Origin of the sequence: Paeniglutamicibacter sp. NPDC091659, assembly GCF_044756805.1 — a bacterium.
Classification (GTDB): domain Bacteria; phylum Actinomycetota; class Actinomycetes; order Actinomycetales; family Micrococcaceae; genus Paeniglutamicibacter.
Map to the genome: position 1 here is coordinate 121657 of NZ_JBIVTO010000003.1, position 22104 is coordinate 143760.

The window sequence follows — 22104 nt, forward strand, 5'->3', positions numbered from 1 at the left end:
GTTTCGCGTTGAATGGCGGCCGGTTCTCCTGGGCGGTCGTATTTGAGAGCCTGTCAATGCCTAAAGACCCGAGCAAGGAAGCGGCGAATCGCGCTTCGGGAACCCAAGTGGCCTTCCAGCTCCCACGGGTCCGCCGCGGCGTCCGTCAGGCGGCCGTTTTCGCCGTAGAGCAAATGCCCTGTTCCCGGGCCCGGGATTTGGGCGCCGGCCAGATTCGGAAGACCAGGGCTGGATGCCGATCCATGCAGTGCGGCAGGCCCCACTCTGGAGGTCTTCGCTGCGGAGTTTTCTGTGGGGGAATGGGTGTTTTTCATCGTACTCACCGGTCCTTCGTGCCGTACCTCAATTCTAGATTCGCGGGCTTGAACGGAGCGCTGAATCCGGTTATCAGTTTTAGGTCCGGCGTGAGCAGAATGCCGGTTCTTTTACCGAAAAACGCATATGGAGCACTTCTGCGAACGAGAAGTGGGGTCACATGCTGGAAAATAGTTTGGTTCTTCGCGTACCCTGAAAAAGTGAGCACCCCCACATGGAATCGCCCTTCAGGGCCGCAAAAGACCGAATTGTCGGTCGAGGACGCCGAAGAACTCGACGTCATTTCCCTTGGGCGCCGGATCCGACACCTGCGCAAGGCCAAGGCGATGACCCTGGATGATCTTTCCGAGGCGGTCGGAACCGCACCCAGCCAGCTGTCCTTGATGGAAAACGGCAAGCGCGAACCAAAGCTCAGCATGCTCAAGGCGCTGGCCGGCATCTTTGGGGTCGGACTGGATGAATTGCTGGGGTCCGAACCGCCGACCAAGCGCGCGGCGTTGGAGATCGAACTCGAGCGCGCCCAGCGCGGGCCGCTCTATCAGTCGCTCGGGCTGCCCAAGGTGCGCATTTCCTCCAGGCTGCCCATGGACGTCCTCGAATCCCTGGTCGGGTTGCAGGGCGAACTTGAGCGACGGCTCAACGAGCAGTCGGCAACGCCGGAAGAAGCGCGCCGCGCCAACGTGGAGCTTCGCGGGGAAATGCGCGAGCGCAACAACTACTACCCGGAGATCGAAAAGGAGGCGGCCAAGGTGCTCAAGGCCATCGGCCACGCTTCCGGCCCGCTGTCCCACCACCAGATCACCGATATTGCCACGCATCTTGGCTTCTCGCTGCACAACGTCTCGGATCTGCCGCACTCCACCCGGTCGGTGACCGACCTCAAGAACATGCGCGTCTACCTGACTCAGTCCCAGCGCTCCGAGCATTCAACGCGTTCGGTGTTGCTGCAGGCGTTCGGCCACCGCGTTCTGGGTCATGAGGCGCCGCAGGATTACTCCGATTTCCTGCGCCAGCGCGTTGCGACCAACTATTTCGCTGCCTCGTTGATGATGCCGGAGAAGGCAACCGTCGACTTCCTGCAAAAAGCCAAGAGCGCCCGCGAACTGGCGGTGGAGGACATCCGCGATGCCTTCTCCGTCTCCTATGAAACGGCCGCACACAGGTTCACCAACCTGGCGACCGAGCACCTCGGCATCTCCGTCCACTTCCAGAAGGTCCACGAGTCGGGCATCATCCACAAGGCCTACGAGAACGACGGCGTCAATTTCCCCATGGACCACATCGGGGCCATCGAGGGGCAGTCCGTGTGCAGGTACTGGACGAGCCGCGAAGTCTTCGACGTGGCGGACCAATTCAGCGCCTACAACCAATACACCGACACCACCGCCGGCACCTTCTGGTGCACCGCGCGCACCGAGCGCTCGACTGCCGGAAAGTTCTCTCTGAGCATCGGCGTCCCCTACGTGCATGTGAAATGGTTCCGGGGCCGCGACACCACCGAGCGATCCAGCTCGACGTGCCCGGACGAATCGTGCTGCCGTCGTCCTCCGTTGGACCTGCAGAAGGAATGGGCCGGCTACGCCTGGCCGAGCGCCAGGGCGCAAACTCACCTGCTCGCGGCCATGCCGCAGGGTGCCTTCCCCGGCGTGGACGAGACCGAAGTCTATTCATTCCTTTCCGCCCACGCCCAAGAGCGCTAGTGCTGCGCGTCACATAGGCGCTGCCGTTCCTGTTTGGCCTCGGATGACTGATAGGTATGGGTGGGCAGCTCGTTTTGCCCGGTCGGACAACGGCAAGCCACTTTCCCCAAGAAGGGCCCACGGAATGAAGTATGTAGTCGGGTGTACCGAGGACAAGCGCGGGCGCGAAGCCATTTCGCTGGCACTTGTCCTTGCCAAGTCGCTGGCTGCCCCGGTGCATGCCGAAATCGAGCTGGTCCACATTGTTCGCGGGGCCGCACCCGGCGATGCGCTCTCCGGCTCCGAGCGCGTCTACCAGGACTTCCAGCTGCAGTCCGCGCGGAAGTGGATGGACCGCGCACTGGCGCTGGTCCCCTCCACGATGACGGCGCGAACGCATATCCGGTTTGCGGATTCGATGGCCGAGGGGCTGCTCGGGGCGGTGTCCGATTTCAAGGCGGACCTGGTGGTCGTCGGGGCGGCCAGCACCGGCCCGTTCCGGCGTTTCACCGTGGGAAGCACAGCAAACGCCCTGCTGCATTCTTCGCCCGTGCCGGTGGCCCTGGCGCCCTCCGGATACCTTCCGCCGCGGGAAATCACCCGCATCACCTGCGCGCTGGGAACCCGCACCGGCGCGGAATCCGCGCTGGAGGTAGCCGTGGATTCCGCGGCAATCCGCCATGTGCCGTTGCGGCTGATTTCCCTGGTCGCGTTGGACTCCGACGCGCACAAGGGCAGGGGCACGGATTGGGCGCGAACCCACGCGCGGCAGACGCTGGACCGGGCCGTCGAGGGCGTGGCAAACCGGACGATCGTGACCGCGGACGTGGCCCAGGGCCGTTCCATCGAGGCGGCGATCGAGGGCCTGGAGTGGGACGAATCCGAGATCGTCATGATCGGCTCCAGCCGGCTGGCGGCCCGAAGCCGGATTTTCCTGGGTTCCACGGCCAACAAGATGCTCCGTGCGCTGCCCGTGCCCATGGTGGTTGTTCCCCGATTCCACGTGCCGGTGCCGGCTGCCGCCAGCCTGGCCCACATCTAGGCCGGCGCGAAAACACACATGACACCCGAAGCCCAGCACTTCCCTCCTGCCTTCTATGCGGAGGTCAAGGCCCCCATTGCCGTTTCCTCCGACTCCGCCGAACCCCTGTATCGGCAGCTCCGCCAGGCACTGGAGCACCAGATCCTCTCCGGAACCCTGGTTCCGAACCTGCCGTTGCCCTCCTCCCGGGAGCTGTCCCGCGAACTGGGACTGTCGAGGAACACTGTCAACGCCGCCTACCAGGAGCTCCTGGCCTCCGGCGTGATCGAGTCCCATTCCAGACGCGGCTACTTCATCAACACCCAGATGATCGGCAAACGGCGACCCAGCGGGGACGCGGCGCCCGCGGCCGGGTCGGCGGTGGACTGGTCGCGGCACATCCGTCCGCGGCTTGACCAAGACATGCCGGAAATCACCAAGGTGCGGGACTGGGCCAGCTACCCCTACCCGTTTGTGGCGGGCCAGGTCGACGAGCGCGACTTCCCCCGTTTGGGCTGGTCGCGTGCGTTGCGCGATTCGCTGGATCCGCCGCACCTCTTCTATTCGCTGCGCGACTCGGTGGACGAGGACGACCCGTACCTAGTGGAGACGCTGTGCAAGAGGGTGCTGCCCACGCGCGGAATCCACGCGAATCCCGAAAACATCCTCATCACCGCGGGTTCGCAACAGGGCCTGGACCTGTTGGCGCAGACGATGATGGGCGCCGACACGTGCGTCGGGGTCGAGAACCCCGGATACGTCGATGCCAGGCACACCTTTGTCAGGGCGGGGGCGACGCTTCGCCCGCTGCCGGTGGACGAGAACGGCCTGGTGCCGCCGGAAGACTTCGACGGGATCGACCTTCTCTACCTGACGCCCAGCCACCACAGCCCGACCAACGTCACGCTGTCGGGCGCGCGCCGACGGCAAATCCTTGCGCGCGCACGGAATGCCGGCGCCTTGGTCATCGAAGACGACTACGACAGCGAGTTCAGGTACCGAGGCAAGCCGACGCCGGCGCTGAAGGCCCTGCCCGACTCCGAACACGTGATCTACCTGGGCTCCTTCACCAAGTTCCTGGCCCCGGGCCTGCGCATGGGCTACATGGTCGCCGAGGCGGAACTCATTGCCGAGCTGCGCAACCAGCGGCGGTACAAGATCCGCCACATTCCCGGCCATCCGCAGCGGGCCATGGCCTTGCTCATCGAATCCGGCCAGTACTACCGCACCATTTCCCGCCGCAGGACCCAGTTGCAGCGCAAGTGGCAGGCGCTCACCGAGGCGCTCGAGGAATTCGTGCCCTGGGAGATCCATTGCCCGCCCGGCGGCGTGAGCATCTGGATCCGCGGCCCCGAGGGGCTGGACTGCGTCCAGCTGGCGGCCGAGGCGATCAAGGCGGGGGTCGTCATCGAGCGCGGGGATGTCTTCTTTGACGACCCCGAGTCGAACAGGAACTACTTCCGCCTGGGTTTTGCCGCCATCAAGCTCGAGGCAATCCGGCCAGGCATCCGGGAACTGGGCCGCGTGCTGGCCGGTCTTTCCTCGTAAAGGGCCGGCACGGAGCCTGGACCCGAATAACCGGTCCCCAACTGGACCTGTGCCGCGGCACCCGGGCCGGGAACAGTTGTAGCAGCGGGCGGAAGGCTCATTGTTGCACCGTGCCGTTTTTCGCGAATCGCAATCGACAAGCATCGACAAGACAAGAATCGACAAAGGAGTCGTCATGAACCAGTCGGGACCAATCACCAGCACCCTCGGCCAACGACGGGACACGGCAACCGCGCCGGTGCCCCAGCGGGCGGCGCTTATCGACACCTCGGCCATCACCGCCAACGTCCGGGCGCTTCGCGGGGTGGCCTCCGGGGCCAAGCTGCTGGCGGTGCTCAAGGCCGACGGCTACGGCCACGGGATCGTTCAGACGGCACGGGCCGCGCTGGACGGGGGAGCGGACTACCTGGGGACTGCGGTCCTCGAGGAAGCCTTCGCCGTGCGCGAGGCCGGAATCACCGCCCCGCTCTTCTCCTGGCTGGCAGCCCCGGGATCGCCCTACGCCGAGGCCATCGGGCTGGACATCGACCTTGCCGCCTACTCGGTGGGCCAGCTGGAGGAAATCGCCGCCGCCGGCGAGGAAGCCGGGAAGGCCCCGCGCATCCACCTGAAGATCGACACCGGAATGTGGCGGGGAGGCTCCACCCTTGAGGACTGGCCCGGGCTGTGTGCCGCGGCGCTGGAGCTCGAGCGGGCCGGCAAGATCCGTGCGGTGGGAATCTGGTCCCACCTGGCCTGCGCGGACGAGCCCGAGCACCCCTCGGTCGCGGCTCAGCTGGAGGTGTTCACCGAGGCTATCGGCATTGCCCGGGGCCTGGGGCTGGATCCGGAGCTGTGCCACATCGCCAACTCCGCCGCGACGCTGGCCATCCCGGCGGCGCATTTCGACATGGTCCGCACCGGCATCGCCGTGTACGGGGTGAATCCGCTGCCCCAGGAGCTGCGCGGCGCTTCCCCCGCGCTGCGCCCGGCCATGACGCTGTGCGCGGCGATCGTGCAAACCAAGCGCGCGCCGGCCGGCGCCGGGATCTCCTACGGGCACACCGAGCTCACCGAGACCGAGACGACGCTTGCCGTGGTCCCGCTCGGCTACGCGGACGGCGTCTTCCGCAGTGCCAGCTCGCTCGGGCCCGTGCATGTCGCCGGGAGCCGCTACCGCGTGCTGGGACGCGTCTGCATGGACCAGTTCGTCATCGATGTCGCCGACGATGACGTGGTTCCGGGCGACAGGGCCGTGCTGTTCGGCCCGGGTGACGGCGGGGAGCCGCACGTGGAGGCGTGGGCCGAGGCCTCGGGGACCATCCCGTATGAGGTTCTCACGCGGGTCGGGTCCAGGGTGCCCAGGATCTACCTGTAGGTAGATTTCTGGTACCTAAAAAGCCGTGGCAAATTGGGTCTGTAAAGGGAGCCAGACAACGGGCAGAGTGATATGCACCACACCGACTGATCGGGTTGGCGAGGACCCCGGCCCGGCGGCCGGCGGACCTGTCTGGAAAACTTTGAATGGAGGGGTCTCGTGACCAACTCAGATATCCGCAATCGTGCACAGCGGCATCTCTACCCACACTTCACTGCCGGTCAGGTGTGGAACGACCCGAACCTGCCGATCATCGTCAGGGGCGAGGGAAGCTACCTCTTCGACGAAGACGGCAACAAGTTCCTCGATGGCCTGGCCGGACTCTTCTGTGCCAACATCGGCCACGGTCGCCAGGACATCCCGAAGGCCGCGTACGAGCAGATGTCCAAGCTGGCCTACTGGACCAACTGGGGCTCGGCGCACCCGGCGGCCGTCGACGCGGCCACCGCGATCGCAGACCTCGCCCCCGGCGACCTGGATGTCGTGTTCTTCGTGAACTCCGGCTCCGAGGCCGTGGAATCGGCCATCAAGTTCGCGCGCCAGTACCACCGCGGCGAAGGCCAACCGGAGCGCACCAAGATCATCGCCCGCAACATGGCCTACCACGGCACCACCCTCGGAGCCCTGGCCGTCACCGGCATCCCGGCCTACAAGGAAGCCTTCGGCACGCTGATGCCGGGCGTCTTCCACGTGCCGAACACGCTGGGCGAGGTCATCCCGGAGGGCGGCACCGCGGCCGACCTCCCCTCGGTCAAGGCCATCCGCGAGGTCATCGCCCGCGAGGGCGCCCACACCATCGCGGCTCTCTTCGCCGAGCCGGTGCAGAACTCCCGCGGCGCCCTGGTGCCGCCGGTTGGCTACTGGCAGGAACTGCGCTCCATCTGCGACGAGCACGGCATCCTGCTGGTTGCCGACGAGGTCATCACCGGATTCGGCCGCCTCGGCGAATGGTTCGGCAGCATCAAGTACGACGTGGTCCCCGACCTGATCACCTTCGCCAAGGGCTCCACCTCCGGCTACGCGCCGCTGGGCGGCGTGATCATCCGCAAGCCGCTGGCCGACGCCATGCTCGCCTCCCCGCTCGCCGGCATCTTTACCCACGGCGCCACCTGGGGCGGACACCCGGTCTCCACCGCGGTTGCCGTCGCCAACCTGACGGCGCTGAAGGAGGAGAACGTCGTGGGCAATGTGCGCAGCCTCGAGCCGTACTTCCAGAACGGCCTGGACCGGATCGTTGCCGCGCACTCCAGCATCAAGGAGTACCGCGGCGCAGGCTTCTTCTATGCCATCGAACTCACGGGCAACCGCGAGTCCGGCCGCGAGCTGACCCCCGAGGAATCCAAGGCCCTGCTCACCCAGGTCATGCCGAAGGCCATGCGCGAGGTCAACCTCATCACCCGTCCGGACAACCGCGGCGCCACCATGCTGGTGCTTTCGCCGCCGCTGGTTGCCGACCAGGACGTGCTGGACGACCTGCTGACCAAGGTCGACCACGTGATGAGCGCGGCCGACAGCTTCCTCAAGGCCCCCGCGGCCCTGGCCTCGGTCTAAGGCGCGGGGTACGGAAATCACATGACCATTGCACCGGTGAGGCCCTCGGGCGTCGACGAAAACATGCTGGCACGCTTTCTTGCCGGCACCGCGCACGGCGCCCGGGGCCGCATCGTGCTGGCCGACGGCGAAGACCGCCGGGCAGTGGAAGCCGCGGCCATCCTGAACGGGTTCGGGGTGGAAACCATCCTGGTCGGCGGGATCGATGAAGTGTCGGCCAGTGCGAGGCAACACGGCATCGCACTCACCGGGGCCACCACCGTGATGGGTGTGGCCGAACTCCGCGCCGGCCCCGCCGGCGTGCACCTGGCCAAGAAGTGCGAGGCGCTGGGTCCGGAAAAGACCGCCGGCTGGATGGACGACCCGCTGTTCCTGGCCGTCGCCGCGGTCCCGGCCGGGCTGGCCGACGCGGCGGTGGCCGGGGCAACCCGTCCCACCGCGGACGTGCTGCGCGCCGCCTTGCGGCTGGTGGGCACGGCGCCGGGGTCCGGAACGGTTTCCTCGTCCTTCCTGATGCGGCTGGCCGACGGCCGCTATGTGGGATACGGCGACTGCGCCGTCATCCCCGAACCGGACGCCGGGCAGCTGGCGGACATCGCGGCCGCGACGGCCGGCACCTTCGCCACCCTCACCGGCGAGGAGCCTGCCGTGGCCATGCTGTCCTTCTCCACCGCGGGTAGCGCCGAACACGAGACCATTTCAGCGGTACGTGAGGCAACGGCGCTGGCCCGCACCCGCCACCCGGACCTCAAGATCGACGGCGAACTCCAATTCGACGCAGCCCTTCTGGAGTCGGTTGCCGCGTCCAAGGCCCCGCAGTCGACCGTGGCCGGACACGCCAACGTGTTCATCTTCCCCAACCTGGCGGCGGGCAACATCGGGTACAAGATCACCCAGCGCCTGGCCGGTGCGGAAGCCTACGGCCCGATCCTGCAGGGATTGGCCGCACCCATCAACGACCTGTCCCGCGGCGCGTGTGTGGCGGACATCGTCAACGTTTCACTGATCAGCATGATGCAATCTCAAAAATCGTGACCCAGTACGGTTCCCCAAGGACCGGTCATCACTTGCGATGGCACCCTCCGCCATCCACAGAGCAACGAGGTTCCAATGAAAACGACAACAGATAAGCCGGTGGCAAACTCCATGGCCACGAGCCTGTCCGGTGCCGGAGACGACCAGCCCGAGCGCATGGAAAAGACGCTCAAGGCCCACTGGGTCTGGGCCATTGCCCTGGGCTCCGCCGTGGGTTGGGGCGCGTTCATCCTGCCGACCGACTGGCTGGCCATGGGCGGGCCGCTCGGAGCGGTCTCCGGGTTCCTGATCGGCGGCGCCCTGATGGTGCTGATCGCCGTCAGCTACGGATTCCTGATCAAGACTTTCCCTGTTTCCGGCGGCGAGCTGGCATTCGCGCTGGTCGGCTTCGGCCGCACGCACGCCTTCTTCTGCGGCTGGTTCCTCACCCTGGGCTATACCTGCATCGTGGCGCTGAATGCCTCGGCGCTGGCGTTGCTCTTCCGCAAGCTCATACCGGATGTGGTGCAGCAGGGCTACCTCTACACGGTGGCCGGGTTTGACGTGTATATCGTCGAGGTGCTCATCTCCATGGTCGCCTTGGCAGTCTTTGCGTACTTGAACATCCGCGGCACCGCGCTCTCCGGGCGCATCCAGTTCATCGCCTGCGTCATCATGCTCATCGCCGTGGCCTGCATCCTGGTGGCAGTCATCGTCAGCCCGAAGGTCATCTTCGCCAACGCGCTGCCGGCATTCCCCGAGGGTGTGAACCCGGTCGCCGCCATCGCTGCGATCGTCGCCATCGCCCCGTGGGCGTTCATCGGCTTCGACAACGTGCCACAAGCCGCCGAGGAATTCGACTTCCCGCCGGCCAAGGCCATGAAACTGATCGTCCTGGCGCTGCTTGCCGCGGCACTGCTCTACGCGGCAATGATCGCCTCCGTTGCCATGGCCGCGCCGTGGGAGGCGCTCGTGGCCGGTGACTCGGCCTGGGGAACCGCCGATGCGCTGACCGGCGTGATGGGCGGGGCGGGCATGCTGTTGTTGACCATCGGAATCACCATGGGCGTGAGCACCGGCCTGAACGGGTTCTATGTCTCGGCCAGCCGCATCCTGCTGGGCATGGGCCGTGCCCAGATGGTCCCGAAAATGTTTGCCCGCCTGCACCCGAAGTACAAGACCCCGTACGTGGGCGTCATCTTCGTCGGCGCGGTCTGCCTGATCAGCCCGTGGTTTGGCCGTGCGGCACTGACCTGGGTGGTTGACATGTCGGCCGTCGGTGTCACCGTTGCATACCTCTACACCTGCCTGTGCGCCTACAAGATTTTCCGTCCGAGCAATTCCCCGGAGCGTCCGGGAGACCTCGAGGGCACCCGCTCGACCGCCAAGAAGGTGCTCAGCGCACTGGGTGCCGTGACGGCGCTGGTGTTCATGGCACTGCTGCTGGTGCCCGGTTCGCCGGGCGTGCTCGGTAAGGAATCGATGACGGCACTGGTCGTGTGGACCCTGCTGGGTGTCGCGTTCTTCCTGATGCGCCGCAAGCACAACAAGACGCTTTCCGATGAGCAGGTCGACTTCCTGGTTCTCGGTGGAGCACGGCCCGCGGCGACAAACTTCAAGGCGGCCCGCACCTCGGCGCAGCAGCCCACCGACTAGCAGCGGCAGCAGCCAAGCACCGTTGGCCACGTGGTGTGCCGGGTTCGCGACACGAGTCGCAACCCGGCGCACCACGTGGCTTTGCACTTGGGCGGACGGCCTCTGGTGCAGAGCGCCGCAGGTAAACTGCGGGAATCCTAAAACCTTCGGGCCGATTGGGGCTTTAGGTGAGAGCCGCTAGCAGGCTTTCACGACCATGCGCCGCCGCGGCGCCGGCCCACGCCCAAGCAACGGGGTCGTTTGGGCGTGGCTGTTTGGGCATCGTTGAAGACGATCCACCATGAGGGCAGTTCCGTCGGTCATCGCATTCTTGGCCATTGCCTGTGGTTTGCCGCTTCCGCGTATTGACGGCTTGTACACCTGGCCACGTGGCGGCCCTGGTGCTGGCCCTTGCCGTGCCCGTTGCCCGCAGCTGGATGGTACGGAAACACGGGCGCAGCGATGCCGGTGCCAGGCGATTCCTGTTCCCCGCAGTGGTGGTCCTGGCGGTGCTTTTCGCCGGTGCCGGCGCGACGATGATCGCCAGGGGCAGTGCCGAGAGCGCAGTCGGCGACATCGGCGGGATGGCGCTGTGGCTCCTGTCCACCGCAGGCCTGCTCGGACTTTCCCTCGCGGTGATCGGCTCCGGGCAGCGCCCTGCGGAGAGCCCGTCCCCACGCGACGCCTGACCCATCAGGGGTCCGCGGCCGGAATTCGGCCCGTCGGCAGCGGTCGGCTCAGTGAGCCAAGCGGAGCGATCGTTCCAGCAGCCCCAGCAAGTCGCGGACGGATTCCGAGCCGCCCAGGCGTTCCTTGTCGAGGATCAGGTTGCGCCTGAAGTACGGGCTCATGTCCAGACCCAGGCCGAGTGCCGCGATGCCGATTTCCCCCGCGGCCTCGATCCCGCGCACCACCTGGGCGAGGTCGTGCTGCAGGTAGTTTTCGTCGTTTGCGTTGGCCGTGGCCCCGTCGGCGGGGCTGCCGTCGGAAATCACAATGAGGATCTTGCGTTCCTCCTCGCGTCCGGCCAGCCTGGACGCGGCCCAGCGCACGGCCTCGCCGTCGACTCCCTCCCGGTACAGGGTCTGTTTCAGCATGGCGGCCAGTCCGTCGCGGCCGGTGCGCCAGGAGGTTTCGGCGTCCTTGAAGACCAGGTGGTTCAGCTCGTTGAGGCGGCCAGGGTTCTGCGGGGAGCCGGAGCGGCGCCAATTCTTCAGTGCACGTCCGCCGTTCCATGCCCCGGTGGTGTAGCCCAGGACCTCGCAGGGGACCTCGACGCGCTCGAGTGCGCGCACGAAGACGTCGAGGAAGGCGGCGAGCCCCTCGGTGTGTTGTTTCATGGAGCCAGAGCAATCCACCAGGAACGTGAGTGTTGCGGCTGCCCGGGGCTCGAAGCGCCGGGTCTTGAAGAGCCGGCGTTCGACGGGGGAGGCCACCAGCTGGGTCAGCCGGGAGCCGTCCAACACCCCTTCCTCCGCGCCCGAGTCGAAACCGGATTCCTCCGGCACGCAGAGCAGCGCCTGCAGGCGCTTGGCCAGGAGCTGCACGTTGACGGCCTCGGTGTGCACGCGTTCGGCGATGCGTTCGCGGTAGCCGGGCAGCAATTCCTTGCGCACCAGTTCAGCGGCCCTCAGTTCCTTGTCGTACGCCCGGGTGAAAACCGCATAGCCCCGGGCGGATCCGGAGAGCGAGGCGCTGGTGCCGGCTGCCGCGGTGCCGATTTCGGCTGCCTCGTTCTCCACGTCCAGCAACAGGTCGAACGCCGATTCCTTGGGCTTCCCGTCTTTCGGCTTGGGTCTGGGTTTATGCCGTGCCTCGAGTGCGTTGACGTTTTCGGCCACGAGCTCGGCAACCCTCAGGGCGGCGTCGGCGAAGGTGCGTTGGTCCTCCCGGTGCCGGCGCAGGGCCGGGAGCAGGTGGCCGAGGGAACCGGCGAGGTTGGCCCGGGTGGATTCGATCATGTCCTCGGATTCCTCGACGACGGGTTCGCCGGTGATCCGAGATCGGGTGACCTGGATGATCGTGTAGATCAGGATGCCGAGCGCGGTTTCGGTGAGCCCGGAGGCCAGGTATTCCTTGGACCAGCTCTCGTGGCGCAGGCGGAGGTTCGCGAGCACCCCGGGAAGGTCGGCGAGGGATTCGCAGCGGAACTGTTCGAGGACCTCGAACACCAGCCTGGCGCTGGGGGATTCTGGCATCGCCGCGCGGTGCAGTGCCGCGTCCGAATGCAGCACCCGCAGCGCCATGCCGTCGCTGGCACCCCTGAACGACTCGAAGGATGCGGTCTCGGCGGGCGGGTAGAGGTGCGGTGCGTTCAATGCCAGGATATCGGTCCCGCGGTAAACGTGCCGGCCGAGCAGGTCCAGCCGGGCGTCCTTGCCCAGGGCGCGCAGGCTGGCCGCGCACAGCTGCCGGATTTCCTGGGTCCGGCGCTCGGAGGCAAGCCGCGCGTCCGCGGCACCCACGTCGCTAGACCCCGGCCGGGACGAGCGCGTACGACTCGTCGAGTTCGGAAGCGAAGCACCGCTGGTAGTACTCGGAGATGGTGAAGCGTTCGGCCTCGTCGCACTTGTTGACGAAGGAAAGTCGGAAGGCAAGGCCCGGGTCGCGGAAGATCGAGATGTTCTCCGCCCAGGTGATCACGGTGCGCGGAGACATGAGCGTGGAGATGTCGCCGGCGGCGAAGCCGTCGCGGGTCAGCGTGGCGACCTGAACCATGGAGCGGATCAGCTCCATGCCCCGGGCGTCGGCAAGCGCCGGGACGCGGGCCGCGACGATCTGCGCCTCGTCCTCGATGGGGAGATAGTTCAGCGACGCGACGATGTTCCAGCGGTCCAGCTGGGCATGGTTCAGTCGCTGCACCCCGTGGTACATGCCGTTGAAGTTGCCCAGGCCCACGGTGTTGGAGGTGGCGAAGAGCCTGAAATGGGGGTGCGGGTGGATGACCCGGTTCTGGTCGGTCAGCGTGAAGCTGCCCTCGCGCTCGAGCAGGCGCTGGATCACGAACATCACGTCCGGGCGCCCCGCGTCGTACTCGTCGAAGATCAGGGCCATGGGCTGGACCATCGCCCAGGGCACCACGCCCTCCTGGAACTGGGTGGCCGGCTGACCGTCCCGGATGACCACGGTGTCCTTGCCGACCAGGTCCAACCGGCTGATGTGCCCGTCCAGGTTCACGCGCATCGCGGGCCAGTTCAGCCGGGCCGCGACCTGTTCGATGTGGGTGGATTTCCCGGTGCCGTGCAACCCCTGGACCATGACGCGGCTGTTGTGCGTGAAGCCGGCCAGGATGGCCAGGGTGGTGTCGCGGTTGAAACGGTAGGCGGGATCGATGGCGGGGACGTGTTCGGTGCGTTCGGTGAACTTGGCGACGCGCAGGTCGCTGTCGATCCCGAAGACCTCGCGCACCGAAACGAGGGTCTGGCCCGGGGGCGGCATCTGGTTCATTTCCTCACCACCCGACCGCGATGGGTTCGGATTCCGGGGCACCCAGGTCCGCATGGTCCTCGATGCGGGCGATGCTTTCCGCGGCCAGGCGCAGGGCCGGCAGCAGCTTGATCAGGTCGTCTGTGCTCTTGCGCATCATCGGCGCCTGCACCGCAACGCAAAGGTTCGAGCGACCCGAGGAGTTCGGGACCAGGACGGCCAGGCAGACCAGCCCGTCCAGGAACTCTTGGCGGTCCAGCGCGTAGCCGTGCAGGCGGATCTGGCCGAGTTCGGCCTCGATCGCGGCGGTGTCGGTGAGCGTGTGGGCGGTGAAGCGCTGCAATTCCCCCGTGGCCAGCACGCGTTCGCGCTGCGTGGGTCCGAACTGGGACAGGATCATCTTGCCGCTGGCCGAGCAATGGACCGGCACGCGCGAGCCCGGGCCCAGATGGACGCGAATCGGCTCGTCGGTTTCCACGCGGTCAAGGTAGATGACCTCGTTGCCGGACAGGGCCGTGATGTTGCAGCTTTCGCCGATCTCATCGACCAGGCGGCGTAGGATCGCGTGGCGCGTCCCGTAGCGGGTGTCGTTCAGCAGCACGTCTTCGGCCATGCGCCGCATGCGCGAGCCCGTTCCGTAGTGCCGGCCGTCGCTCTGCCGGGTCAGCAGGTTGGCGCCTTCCAGCTGCTGCAGCATGCGGTGCAGTGTCGGCTTGGGCAGGCCCGTCTGGTCCACCAGCGATTGCAACGTAAAGAGCTGGTCGCGGGTGGTGATCAGCTCGAGCAACGCGAACAGCCGCAGGGCCGGGGTTTCCCCTTCAACGGCACCCGCGGGTCCGAGTTCCGGTTCCGTGAGGTTTTCCATGATTGGTCCGATCTGCTGATGTGTGAAGTTTCATTAAATCGTATCAGTGAGAAGAATAAATGGAACAGGGGGTTGACGGATGTGATTTGGGTCGCATAGTTTTGTCACTAATCCCGCTTTTGGGAACAAAACGAACCATTTTTTGGAACTTTGCCCGTTGGTGAGGTTTCCATACCCCGAAGGAGAGTTGTTATGACCGAAAAGGCCGCTTCCCGCGAAGTAACCAAGGGAGCCCAGAAGATGACGTCGTCGGAAGCCTTCGTTGAGACCCTGGTGTCCAACGACGTCACCGACATCTTCGGCATCATGGGCTCCGCGTTCATGGACGCCATGGACATCTTCGCCCCGGCCGGCATCCGCCTGGTCCCCGTGGTCCACGAGCAGGGCGCGGCCCACATGGCCGACGGCTATGCACGTGCCTCCGGCCGCCACGGCGTGGTCATCGGCCAGAACGGCCCCGGCATCTCCAACTGCGTCACTGGCATCGCCGCCGCCTACTGGGCACACAGCCCGGTCGTCATCATCACCCCGGAGGCCGGAACCAACACCATCGGTCTGGGCGGCTTCCAGGAGGCAAACCAGCTTCCGATGTTCCAGGAGTTCACCAAGTACCAGGGCCACGTGACCCACCCGAACCGCATGGCGGAATTCACCGCACGCTGCTTCGACCGCGCGATGAGCGAAAACGGTCCGACCCAGCTGAACATCCCGCGCGACTACTTCTACGGTGAATCCATCACCGAGATCCCGGCCCCGCGCCGCGTCGACCGCGGCGCCGGCGGCACCAAGTCCCTCGACGAGGCCATCGAACTGCTGAAGACCGCCAAGAACCCGGTCATCGTTTCCGGCGGCGGCGTGGTCATGGCCGACGGTGTGGAGGAGTGCAAGGCCCTGGCCGAGCGCCTGGGCGCACCGGTTGTCAACAGCTACCAGCACAACGACTCCTTCCCGGCCAGCCACCCACTTTGGGCGGGCCCGCTGGGCTACCAGGGATCCAAGGCCGGCATGAAACTGATCTCGCAGGCCGACGTCGTGGTCGCCCTCGGCACCCGCCTCGGCCCGTTCGGCACCCTGCCGCAGTATGGCCAGGCCTACTGGCCCACCGAGGCCAAGATCATCCAGATCGATGCGGACCACACCAAGCTCGGCCTGGTGAAGAAGATCTCCGTGGGCATCACCGGCGACGCCAAGGCCGTTGCCATCGAACTCTCCAAGCGCCTCGAGGGCATCGAACTGGCATCGGATGCGACCAAGGCCGAACGCGCAGCGAACATCAAGGCGGAGAAGGAAGCCTGGGAGCAGGAGCTCTCCGAGTGGACCCACGAGCAGGACGAATACTCGCTCGACGTGATCGCCGAGGCCGAGGGCGAGGAAGGCAACTGGCTGCACCCGCGCCAGGTGCTGCGCGAACTCGAGAAGGCCATGCCGGAAAACGTCATGATCTCCACCGACATCGGAAACATCAACTCGGTGGCCCACAGCTACCTGCGCTTCGAGAAGCCGCGCAGCTTCTTCGCCCCGATGTCCTTTGGCAACTGCGGCTACGCGCTGCCGACCATGATCGGCGCCAAGGCCGCGGCCCCGCACCGTCCGGCCATCGCCTACGCCGGCGACGGCGCCTGGGCCATGAGCATGGGCGAGGTCCTCACCGCCGTCCGCCACGACATCCCGGTCACCGCGGTCGTCTTCCGCAACCGCCAGTGGGGCGCCGAGAAGAAGAACCAGGTGGAGTTCTACAACCGCCGCTTCATCGCCGGCGAGCTGGACAACGGCGAATCCTTCGCGGAGATGGCCCGCAGCATGGGTGCCGAGGGCATCGTGGTGGACAAGCTGGAGAACGTCGGCGCCGCGCTCAAGGAGGCGCTGAACAACCAGATGGTCGACGGCAAGACCACCGTCATCGAGATCATGTGCACCCGCGAACTGGGCGACCCGTTCCGCCGCGATGCACTCTCCACCCCGGTCCGCCACCTGGACAAGTACAAGGACTACGTCTAAACCCTGACGTCTTCCAGCAAGAATCGTGACGGGGCCGGCCTGGCTTAGTGGGACCGGGCCGGCCCCGTCACGGCCACCCCAAGATTTTCCCGGCCGCGGGAGCACAGCGAGGTGCCGTGGCGGCCGCAACCATGAATTCAGATTGGAGCCAGAGATGGGTACTACGCAGACCCCTGAGCATGTTGTTGTCATCGGTGCGGGCATGGTGGGGCTTTCCACCGCCTGGTACCTCCAGGAACGCGGCGTCAAGGTCACCGTCGTCGACCGCGAGGGCGTGGCCGCGGGATCTTCCTGGGGCAACGCCGGCTGGCTCACCCCGGCCCTCACGCTTCCGCTCAGCGAGCCGTCGGTGCTGACCTACGGGCTGAAGACGATGTTCGATCCGGCCTCGCCGCTGTACATCCCGCTCTCGGCCAAGCCATCGCTGATCCGCTTCCTGCTTGGCTTCGCCCGGCACTGCACGCCAGGGAAGTGGCGCGAGGCCATGGCCGTCTTCAGCGAGATCGGCGCCACGGGCCTGGACGCCTTCGATGAACTTGCCGAGGGCAGCACCATCACCAAGAGCGCCCGCAACTCTGCGGAGGCCAATGCATGGGGCGCGGATCCGGGAGCCGGCTCGGTGGCGCTGTCCACGGGCATGAGCGAAAAGACCAAGCCCGCCGAACCGTTCCTCACCGGCTTCAAGAACCTCAAGGACCGCGACGCCCTGCTGCACGAATTCGAGGGCATCCGCGCCTCCGGCGGCAAGGTCGAATTCGACCTGCTCAGTGCCGACGATATCCGTGCCATGGAACCGACGCTCGGCGACGGGGTCAAGGCCGGCGTGCAGATCCACGACCAGCGCTTCATCAACCCGCCGAAGTTCATGGACTCGCTTGCCGACTCGGTGGTGGCGCGCGGGGCCGACATCGTCACCGGCTTCGACGTGGTCGACATCCGCGAGCACGCCCACGGCGTGGAGGTGGTGGATGCACAGGGCCGGATCCAGCACGCCGACTCGGTGGTCATCGCCTCCGGTGCCTGGCTGGGCCAGCTCGCCAAGAAGTTCGGCGTCAAGCGCGTGGTCCAGGCCGGCCGAGGGTACTCCTTCACGGTGGTGCCCGAGGTCATGCCGACCCACCCGATCTACTTCCCGGCGCAGCGCGTGGCCTGCACCCCGCTGGGCGACAGGTTCCGCGTGGCGGGCACCATGGAATTCCGGGATGCCGACCACCCGCTGGAGCCCAAGCGCATCGAGGCCATCGTCGCCGCGGCCTCCCCGTTGTTCACCGGCATCAACTGGGAGGACCGCCAGGAGGAATGGGTCGGATCCCGCCCCTGCACCACCGACGGGCTGCCGTTGATCGGCGCCACCCGCTCCTCCCGCGTGCACGTTGCTGGCGGGCACGGCATGTGGGGCGTGGCGTTGGGCCCGCTGACCGGCAAGATGCTTGCCGCATCGATCACCGGGGAATCGGTTCCGGCCGTGATGCGGCACTTCAACCCGTTGCGTTAGATCGCCGTCCGGCGCAACGACGACGAGGGCGTGGCCGCGGATCCGCGGCCACGCCCCCATCGGGCTTTACATGGATGGCGTCGGCGGCGGGCGCATCGTGGCCATGGGCTTCCGGTTGCTGCCTACGTATGTGCGCCGGCGGTCCTGCCCGTGGAAACCTGGACCGTGGCGCCCCCTTGAGGCCGTGTGCCCGAGCGAGCCAGTCAGCGCCAAACCGGTGTGCTTAATGCCGGCCAACATCAACGAAAACCTCGAGACCGACAGCGTGGTCTACGAAGGCCTGTCGGGGTAGAAGCAGGCGCCTCCGTGCGCAAACAACGCCGTTGGCGGTTGCCCGTATTTAATACGGGCAACCGCCAACGGCGTTTAGTCCAGGTGCCCGGATTTGATCCGGATGGTGGCCGGATCAGCCTTGGGGGTTGCTGAGCAGCCGTTCTCGTTGCCGGGGATCGGCTGCCGCTGCGCTGGCGGCCATGGCCAGGCCGAAGGCGCCGTCGAGCACCGCCCTGTCTGCGGATGCCGACACCCCGTGGCTGGCAAACTCTGCCGTGTGATGGACGGCGCCGCCCACGTCGTACCCCAGCAACGGGTGAATGCTTGGCACCAAATGGGAGACGTTGCCCATGTCGGTGGATGCCACTGGTTCCGTGCTGAAAAGGACGTCCCGCCCCCGGGCAGCCATCGACTTGCGGTAGGCCTCGGACAAGTAAGGGTCCTGCCGCAGTTCCACAAAGGGGTGGCCTGTGGGGGTAATCGTGAGGGAACTGCCGCTGGCATGTGCACCGGCCTCCATACAACGCCGCACCCGTCCCTCGATGATGCGCAAGCTGGCCATGCTGGGCGATCGCATTTCCACGCTGGCCCGGGCGCGTTCGGGGATGACGTTGACCGCGCTCCCGCCCTCCGTAACAATCAGCGACACGATGGACCCCTGCGGAAGCTGCTGCCTCGCCAGGGCGACTGCGGTTTGCGCGACAACCAATGCGTCCAGGGCATTGATGCCCTCCTCCGGTGCTGCTGCTGCGTGCGAAGGGCGGCCCTCGTAGAGTACGTCCCACATGCACACGGCCAATGAGCTGCCACCCACCACGTCCTGGGAACCGGCATGGGCCATCATCGCCATTGAGACATCGGCGAAGAAGCCTTCGTTGATCAGGTCCACCTTGCCGCCGGTGGTCTCCTCGGCCGGCGTGCCCAGCACCTTGACGGCGATGCCAAGCTCCACGGCCACGGCAGCCAGACCCAGGGCAGCACCCACGGCGGAAGCCGCGTTCACATTGTGCCCACAGGCGTGTCCAATGAACGGCAGGGCATCGTATTCGACGCAGAGCGCCACCACCAGCTCCCCGGACCCAAACCGCGCACTGAAAGCGGCCGGCAAGTCGGGCTGGACCGCATCGAAAGTAAAGCCGGCCTTCTTCAGCAGCGTGGAGACCCGGTCCGCAGCACGAAACTCTTCCCCGCTGGGCTCGGGATCGGCATGTATCGCATGGCTCAAGCCAAGAACATCGGATTGCCAGTGCTCCAAGGCTGCTGCCACTCTGCCCTCGATCCCGGCGTCCAAGGCCGGGATCACTTCCGGCTTCTGGGGAAAATCGGTTGGCTGGACAGATGCGCTCATGCCAGGACCCCGGAGGCCTTGCGCTTGGGATAGCTGGCGGAGGCTGCCGCTGCGACCAGTGCGGCAACGGCCAATGCTCCCCAGATTGCGATGAGGCCACCCTCGCTAATGTGACCAGAGACGGCGAACGTCGATGAAATCATTTTCACCACGGCCGCACCAACCGCAATGCCCACTGAGAGCGCCAGCTCATTGAGGCCGGCCGCGGTAGAGGTCTCCTCCAGCGGCACACCCTCAACCGAGAGCGATCGAGTCGCCGCCTGGTACATCCCCAAGCTGAGGTTGAACATCGCAAACCCGACACAGTACGCCACAAAGGAAGCATGTGCCACGGCCATGACCGCGAAGCCGCCTGCCAGCTGGAGGCCTGCGAAGACCAGGGTCGAACGCTCGCCGAATATCCTCAGTAGCGGTGCGGTCGACAATGAGGAGATCAGTGAGAACACCGATGCAACGGCAAGGACGATAGCAATCATGAACGGACTAAGAGCGAATCCGTAACCCGCCTTGTCCGGGTTCGCGTGCAAGAAGATCCCGTTCGTGCCGAAGTAGCTGATGGACGCGAAGCCGAAGAAGAACGTGGCCAGCGATACGGCGCGGATCCGCGGGTTCGCGAGCATGCGCAGGTCCATGAACCTCTTTCCGCCACCCGGGTTCCGGCTGTCAAGCACGACCCAAGCCGCCAGCAACGCCAGCCCCAGCAATCCGCAACCGATGGTCCGGATGTCCCGCCAGCCCCAATCCGGGCCCATCGAAAGTGCGACCACAAAGCCAATCAGTCCCAATGAACAAGCCAGCAGCGGTGTGACGGCGAGCCCCTCCCTCGTGGGTGTCCCGGCATCGGGCAGTAGGAAGGAGCACACCAGTGCCGCTACGGCAAACGGGACCGCTACCCAGAAACCCAGAGTCGGATCGGTGACGCCGACGATTCCGGCCAGCAGACCGCCCGCGCCAACCATGATCATCAGCACACCGATCATGACGCTGACTCCCGTGCGGGTATATCCCGGGCTGGTGACTCTCAAAATGCCCATCATGAGCGGGATGAACCCAACGACGCAGGTGAGCATGACAACGCCCACCGTCACTGTCCACAGAGACGGCCACAGGGCCATCAGGAGCACCCCAAGCGTGACAGCGCCCGTCGACCAACGAAGCACAAGCCGGTATCCATAGCTGTCGCCGAGCCGCGAGATAATCGGCGTGAGCACGGCAAAGCTGACATTTGAGATCAGGAAGATGCCGTTGATCGTCGGATCGTCGATCGAAAAAACGGGCCCGAGCGCGGGCAAGATGGGATTCAAGTATCCCTGGGTGACGCCGCTGAGCGATTCGATCAGGGCCATCGCCACGATCATGCCCAAGATGGTTCGTCGCGCAATGGCCGCCGCGGCCGGTGGCGCTGTCTTGTTTACCATGCGATTCCTTTTGGTTTGGGACGCTTGCGCCCGAGTGGCGCGAGTCACAACGCTATCTTTGCGTCCGCATTGCGTTCCCAAACTGTTTGAAATCACCAGATGGACTACCAATATGTAAGAATCGACCATGATCTCAGAACTTGACCTCGAAATCGTCAATGCATTGCAGGTCAATCCCCGCGCTGACTGGTCCAGGGTCGCCGATGCGCTCGGCCTTTCCGCTCCCACCGTTGCCCGTCACTGGAACGCCCTCTCGGAGCAGGGGCTGGCCTGGATCACTCCCGCTCCGGGGCCGCGATACCCCAGCGTGGGGTGGTCGGCGTTCATTTATGTGTCCTCGGTGCCCGCTGAGCTCGAGGCCATTGTCAGCCGCCTCTGCGCAGAACCGGCTTTCGGCACGGTATCCCTGGTGTCGGGGTCGCACGATCTGTTCATCGACTGCTTTGCGTCGAGTCATGAGGCCTTGATGGATATTCTCACGGGCGCATTTGCTGATTTACCGGGGGTCACACAAAGAGAGATCGTCTTCATCACCAAGCTATACAGGCAGGCCGCCGACTGGCGCAGCGGCACCCTGGAACCCGGGCGCGCGCAGCTCATTGCCGCCAGCGCCCAGCCGCCGCCGCCCGAGTTTCAACCAGACGGGCTCGATGCGCTCTTGTTGGAGGAACTCGCCCGCGATGGGAGGGCCACTTGGGCGGAAATGGGTGCCGCTTGCATGGTCTCGCCACAAACGGCCAGACGAAGGCTGGAACGCTTCCTCGCAGCCGGCTACATGGCGCTCAGGTGCGATACGTCGATGGACTTTCAACAAGGCATGCGGGAGGTGACGCTCGTCCTCAACGTTCCCGCCACCCATGTTGACGCGGTGGGCCGGTATTTCTCGGAACTGCCAAGTTGCCGCCTCAGCGCACAAGTCTTGGGCGCCCAAAACCTCGTGGTGACGTTGTGGGTTCGCGACTATCTGGAAGTCCAAGGCCACGAGCGGGAGCTGGCAACTCGCGCTCCGGGAAGCACCGTGATCTCTCGGCAGGCGGTAATCCGCTACTACAAGCGGCTTGGTCACATTCTGGATGAGGCGGGAAGAAACAGTGGGTTGGTTCCTCTGCCGCTGTGGCGCGGAGAATAGCCAGCGGCGCGGCGCTGGGCCACGTCCTTTGA

Annotated in this window: 16 protein-coding genes; 11 read left to right on the forward strand and 5 right to left on the reverse strand. The window is 65.8% G+C overall.

Going from position 1 to position 22104, the window contains the following annotated elements:
• Positions 1-515 precede the first annotated feature (515 nt).
• The 8 genes from ACIQLF_RS08150 to ACIQLF_RS08185 all read left to right on the forward strand — a co-directional run bounded on the left by ACIQLF_RS08150 (position 516) and on the right by ACIQLF_RS08185 (position 10809).
• Positions 516-2015 (forward strand): helix-turn-helix domain-containing protein, encoded by a 1500-nt coding sequence (locus tag ACIQLF_RS08150; protein ID WP_400296636.1) that lies wholly within the window; start codon positions 516-518, stop codon positions 2013-2015.
• A 124-nt stretch (positions 2016-2139) separates the two neighbouring features.
• The gene (locus tag ACIQLF_RS08155) at positions 2140-3036 is read left to right on the forward strand and encodes a universal stress protein (protein ID WP_400296638.1); all 897 of its coding nucleotides are present in this window, start codon (positions 2140-2142) and stop codon (positions 3034-3036) included.
• An 18-nt stretch (positions 3037-3054) separates the two neighbouring features.
• Positions 3055-4563: a PLP-dependent aminotransferase family protein gene (locus tag ACIQLF_RS08160; protein WP_400296641.1), complete on the forward strand. Its 1509-nt coding sequence runs from the start codon at positions 3055-3057 to the stop codon at positions 4561-4563.
• A gap of 175 nt (positions 4564-4738) precedes the next feature.
• Entirely contained in the window at positions 4739-5920 is a 1182-nt protein-coding gene (gene alr / locus ACIQLF_RS08165; protein ID WP_400296644.1) for an alanine racemase, read from the forward strand.
• A 159-nt stretch (positions 5921-6079) separates the two neighbouring features.
• Positions 6080-7471 (forward strand): aspartate aminotransferase family protein, encoded by a 1392-nt coding sequence (locus tag ACIQLF_RS08170; protein WP_400296647.1) that lies wholly within the window; start codon positions 6080-6082, stop codon positions 7469-7471.
• Between the two features lie 21 nt (positions 7472-7492).
• Complete coding sequence (locus ACIQLF_RS08175) at positions 7493-8506, forward strand: phosphotransacetylase (protein WP_400296649.1); 1014 nt, start codon at positions 7493-7495, stop codon at positions 8504-8506.
• A 75-nt stretch (positions 8507-8581) separates the two neighbouring features.
• Complete coding sequence (locus ACIQLF_RS08180) at positions 8582-10141, forward strand: APC family permease (protein WP_400296652.1); 1560 nt, start codon at positions 8582-8584, stop codon at positions 10139-10141.
• Positions 10142-10509: 368 nt separating this feature from the next.
• Positions 10510-10809: a hypothetical protein gene (locus tag ACIQLF_RS08185; protein WP_400296655.1), complete on the forward strand. Its 300-nt coding sequence runs from the start codon at positions 10510-10512 to the stop codon at positions 10807-10809.
• Positions 10810-10857: 48 nt separating this feature from the next.
• Here ACIQLF_RS08185 and ACIQLF_RS08190 read toward each other — a convergent pair whose 3' ends face one another.
• From ACIQLF_RS08190 to ACIQLF_RS08200, 3 genes are read right to left on the reverse strand one after another with little or no spacing between them, the layout of a single operon-like run.
• Positions 10858-12585 carry a cobalt chelatase gene (locus ACIQLF_RS08190; RefSeq protein WP_400296658.1) on the reverse strand — a complete coding sequence of 576 codons (1728 nt, stop codon included), beginning with the start codon at positions 12583-12585 and terminating at the stop codon, positions 10858-10860.
• 4 nt (positions 12586-12589) lie between these two features.
• Positions 12590-13567: an AAA family ATPase gene (locus ACIQLF_RS08195; protein ID WP_400296661.1), complete on the reverse strand. Its 978-nt coding sequence runs from the start codon at positions 13565-13567 to the stop codon at positions 12590-12592.
• A 4-nt stretch (positions 13568-13571) separates the two neighbouring features.
• Complete coding sequence (locus ACIQLF_RS08200) at positions 13572-14411, reverse strand: IclR family transcriptional regulator (protein ID WP_400296662.1); 840 nt, start codon at positions 14409-14411, stop codon at positions 13572-13574.
• Between the two features lie 192 nt (positions 14412-14603).
• Between ACIQLF_RS08200 and xsc the strand changes: the two genes are divergently transcribed.
• Positions 14604-16409 carry a sulfoacetaldehyde acetyltransferase gene (gene xsc / locus ACIQLF_RS08205; protein WP_400296665.1) on the forward strand — a complete coding sequence of 602 codons (1806 nt, stop codon included), beginning with the start codon at positions 14604-14606 and terminating at the stop codon, positions 16407-16409.
• A gap of 25 nt (positions 16410-16434) precedes the next feature.
• Positions 16435-17904: an FAD-dependent oxidoreductase gene (locus tag ACIQLF_RS08210; RefSeq protein ID WP_400296667.1), complete on the forward strand. Its 1470-nt coding sequence runs from the start codon at positions 16435-16437 to the stop codon at positions 17902-17904.
• 406 nt (positions 17905-18310) lie between these two features.
• Here ACIQLF_RS08210 and ACIQLF_RS08215 read toward each other — a convergent pair whose 3' ends face one another.
• Both ACIQLF_RS08215 and ACIQLF_RS08220 read right to left on the reverse strand, forming a co-directional pair.
• A complete protein-coding gene (locus ACIQLF_RS08215; RefSeq protein ID WP_400296670.1) occupies positions 18311-19525 on the reverse strand; it encodes a M20 family metallopeptidase in 1215 nt (404 codons plus the stop codon).
• Positions 19522-20943, reverse strand: a complete 1422-nt coding sequence (locus ACIQLF_RS08220; protein WP_400296673.1) for an MFS transporter — start codon at positions 20941-20943, stop codon at positions 19522-19524. Before ACIQLF_RS08220 ends, ACIQLF_RS08215 begins: the two co-directional genes overlap by 4 nt.
• Positions 20944-21070: 127 nt before the next feature.
• Between ACIQLF_RS08220 and ACIQLF_RS08225 the strand changes: the two genes are divergently transcribed.
• Positions 21071-22072, forward strand: a complete 1002-nt coding sequence (locus ACIQLF_RS08225; RefSeq protein ID WP_400296675.1) for an AsnC family transcriptional regulator — start codon at positions 21071-21073, stop codon at positions 22070-22072.
• Positions 22073-22104: the final 32 nt, after the last annotated feature.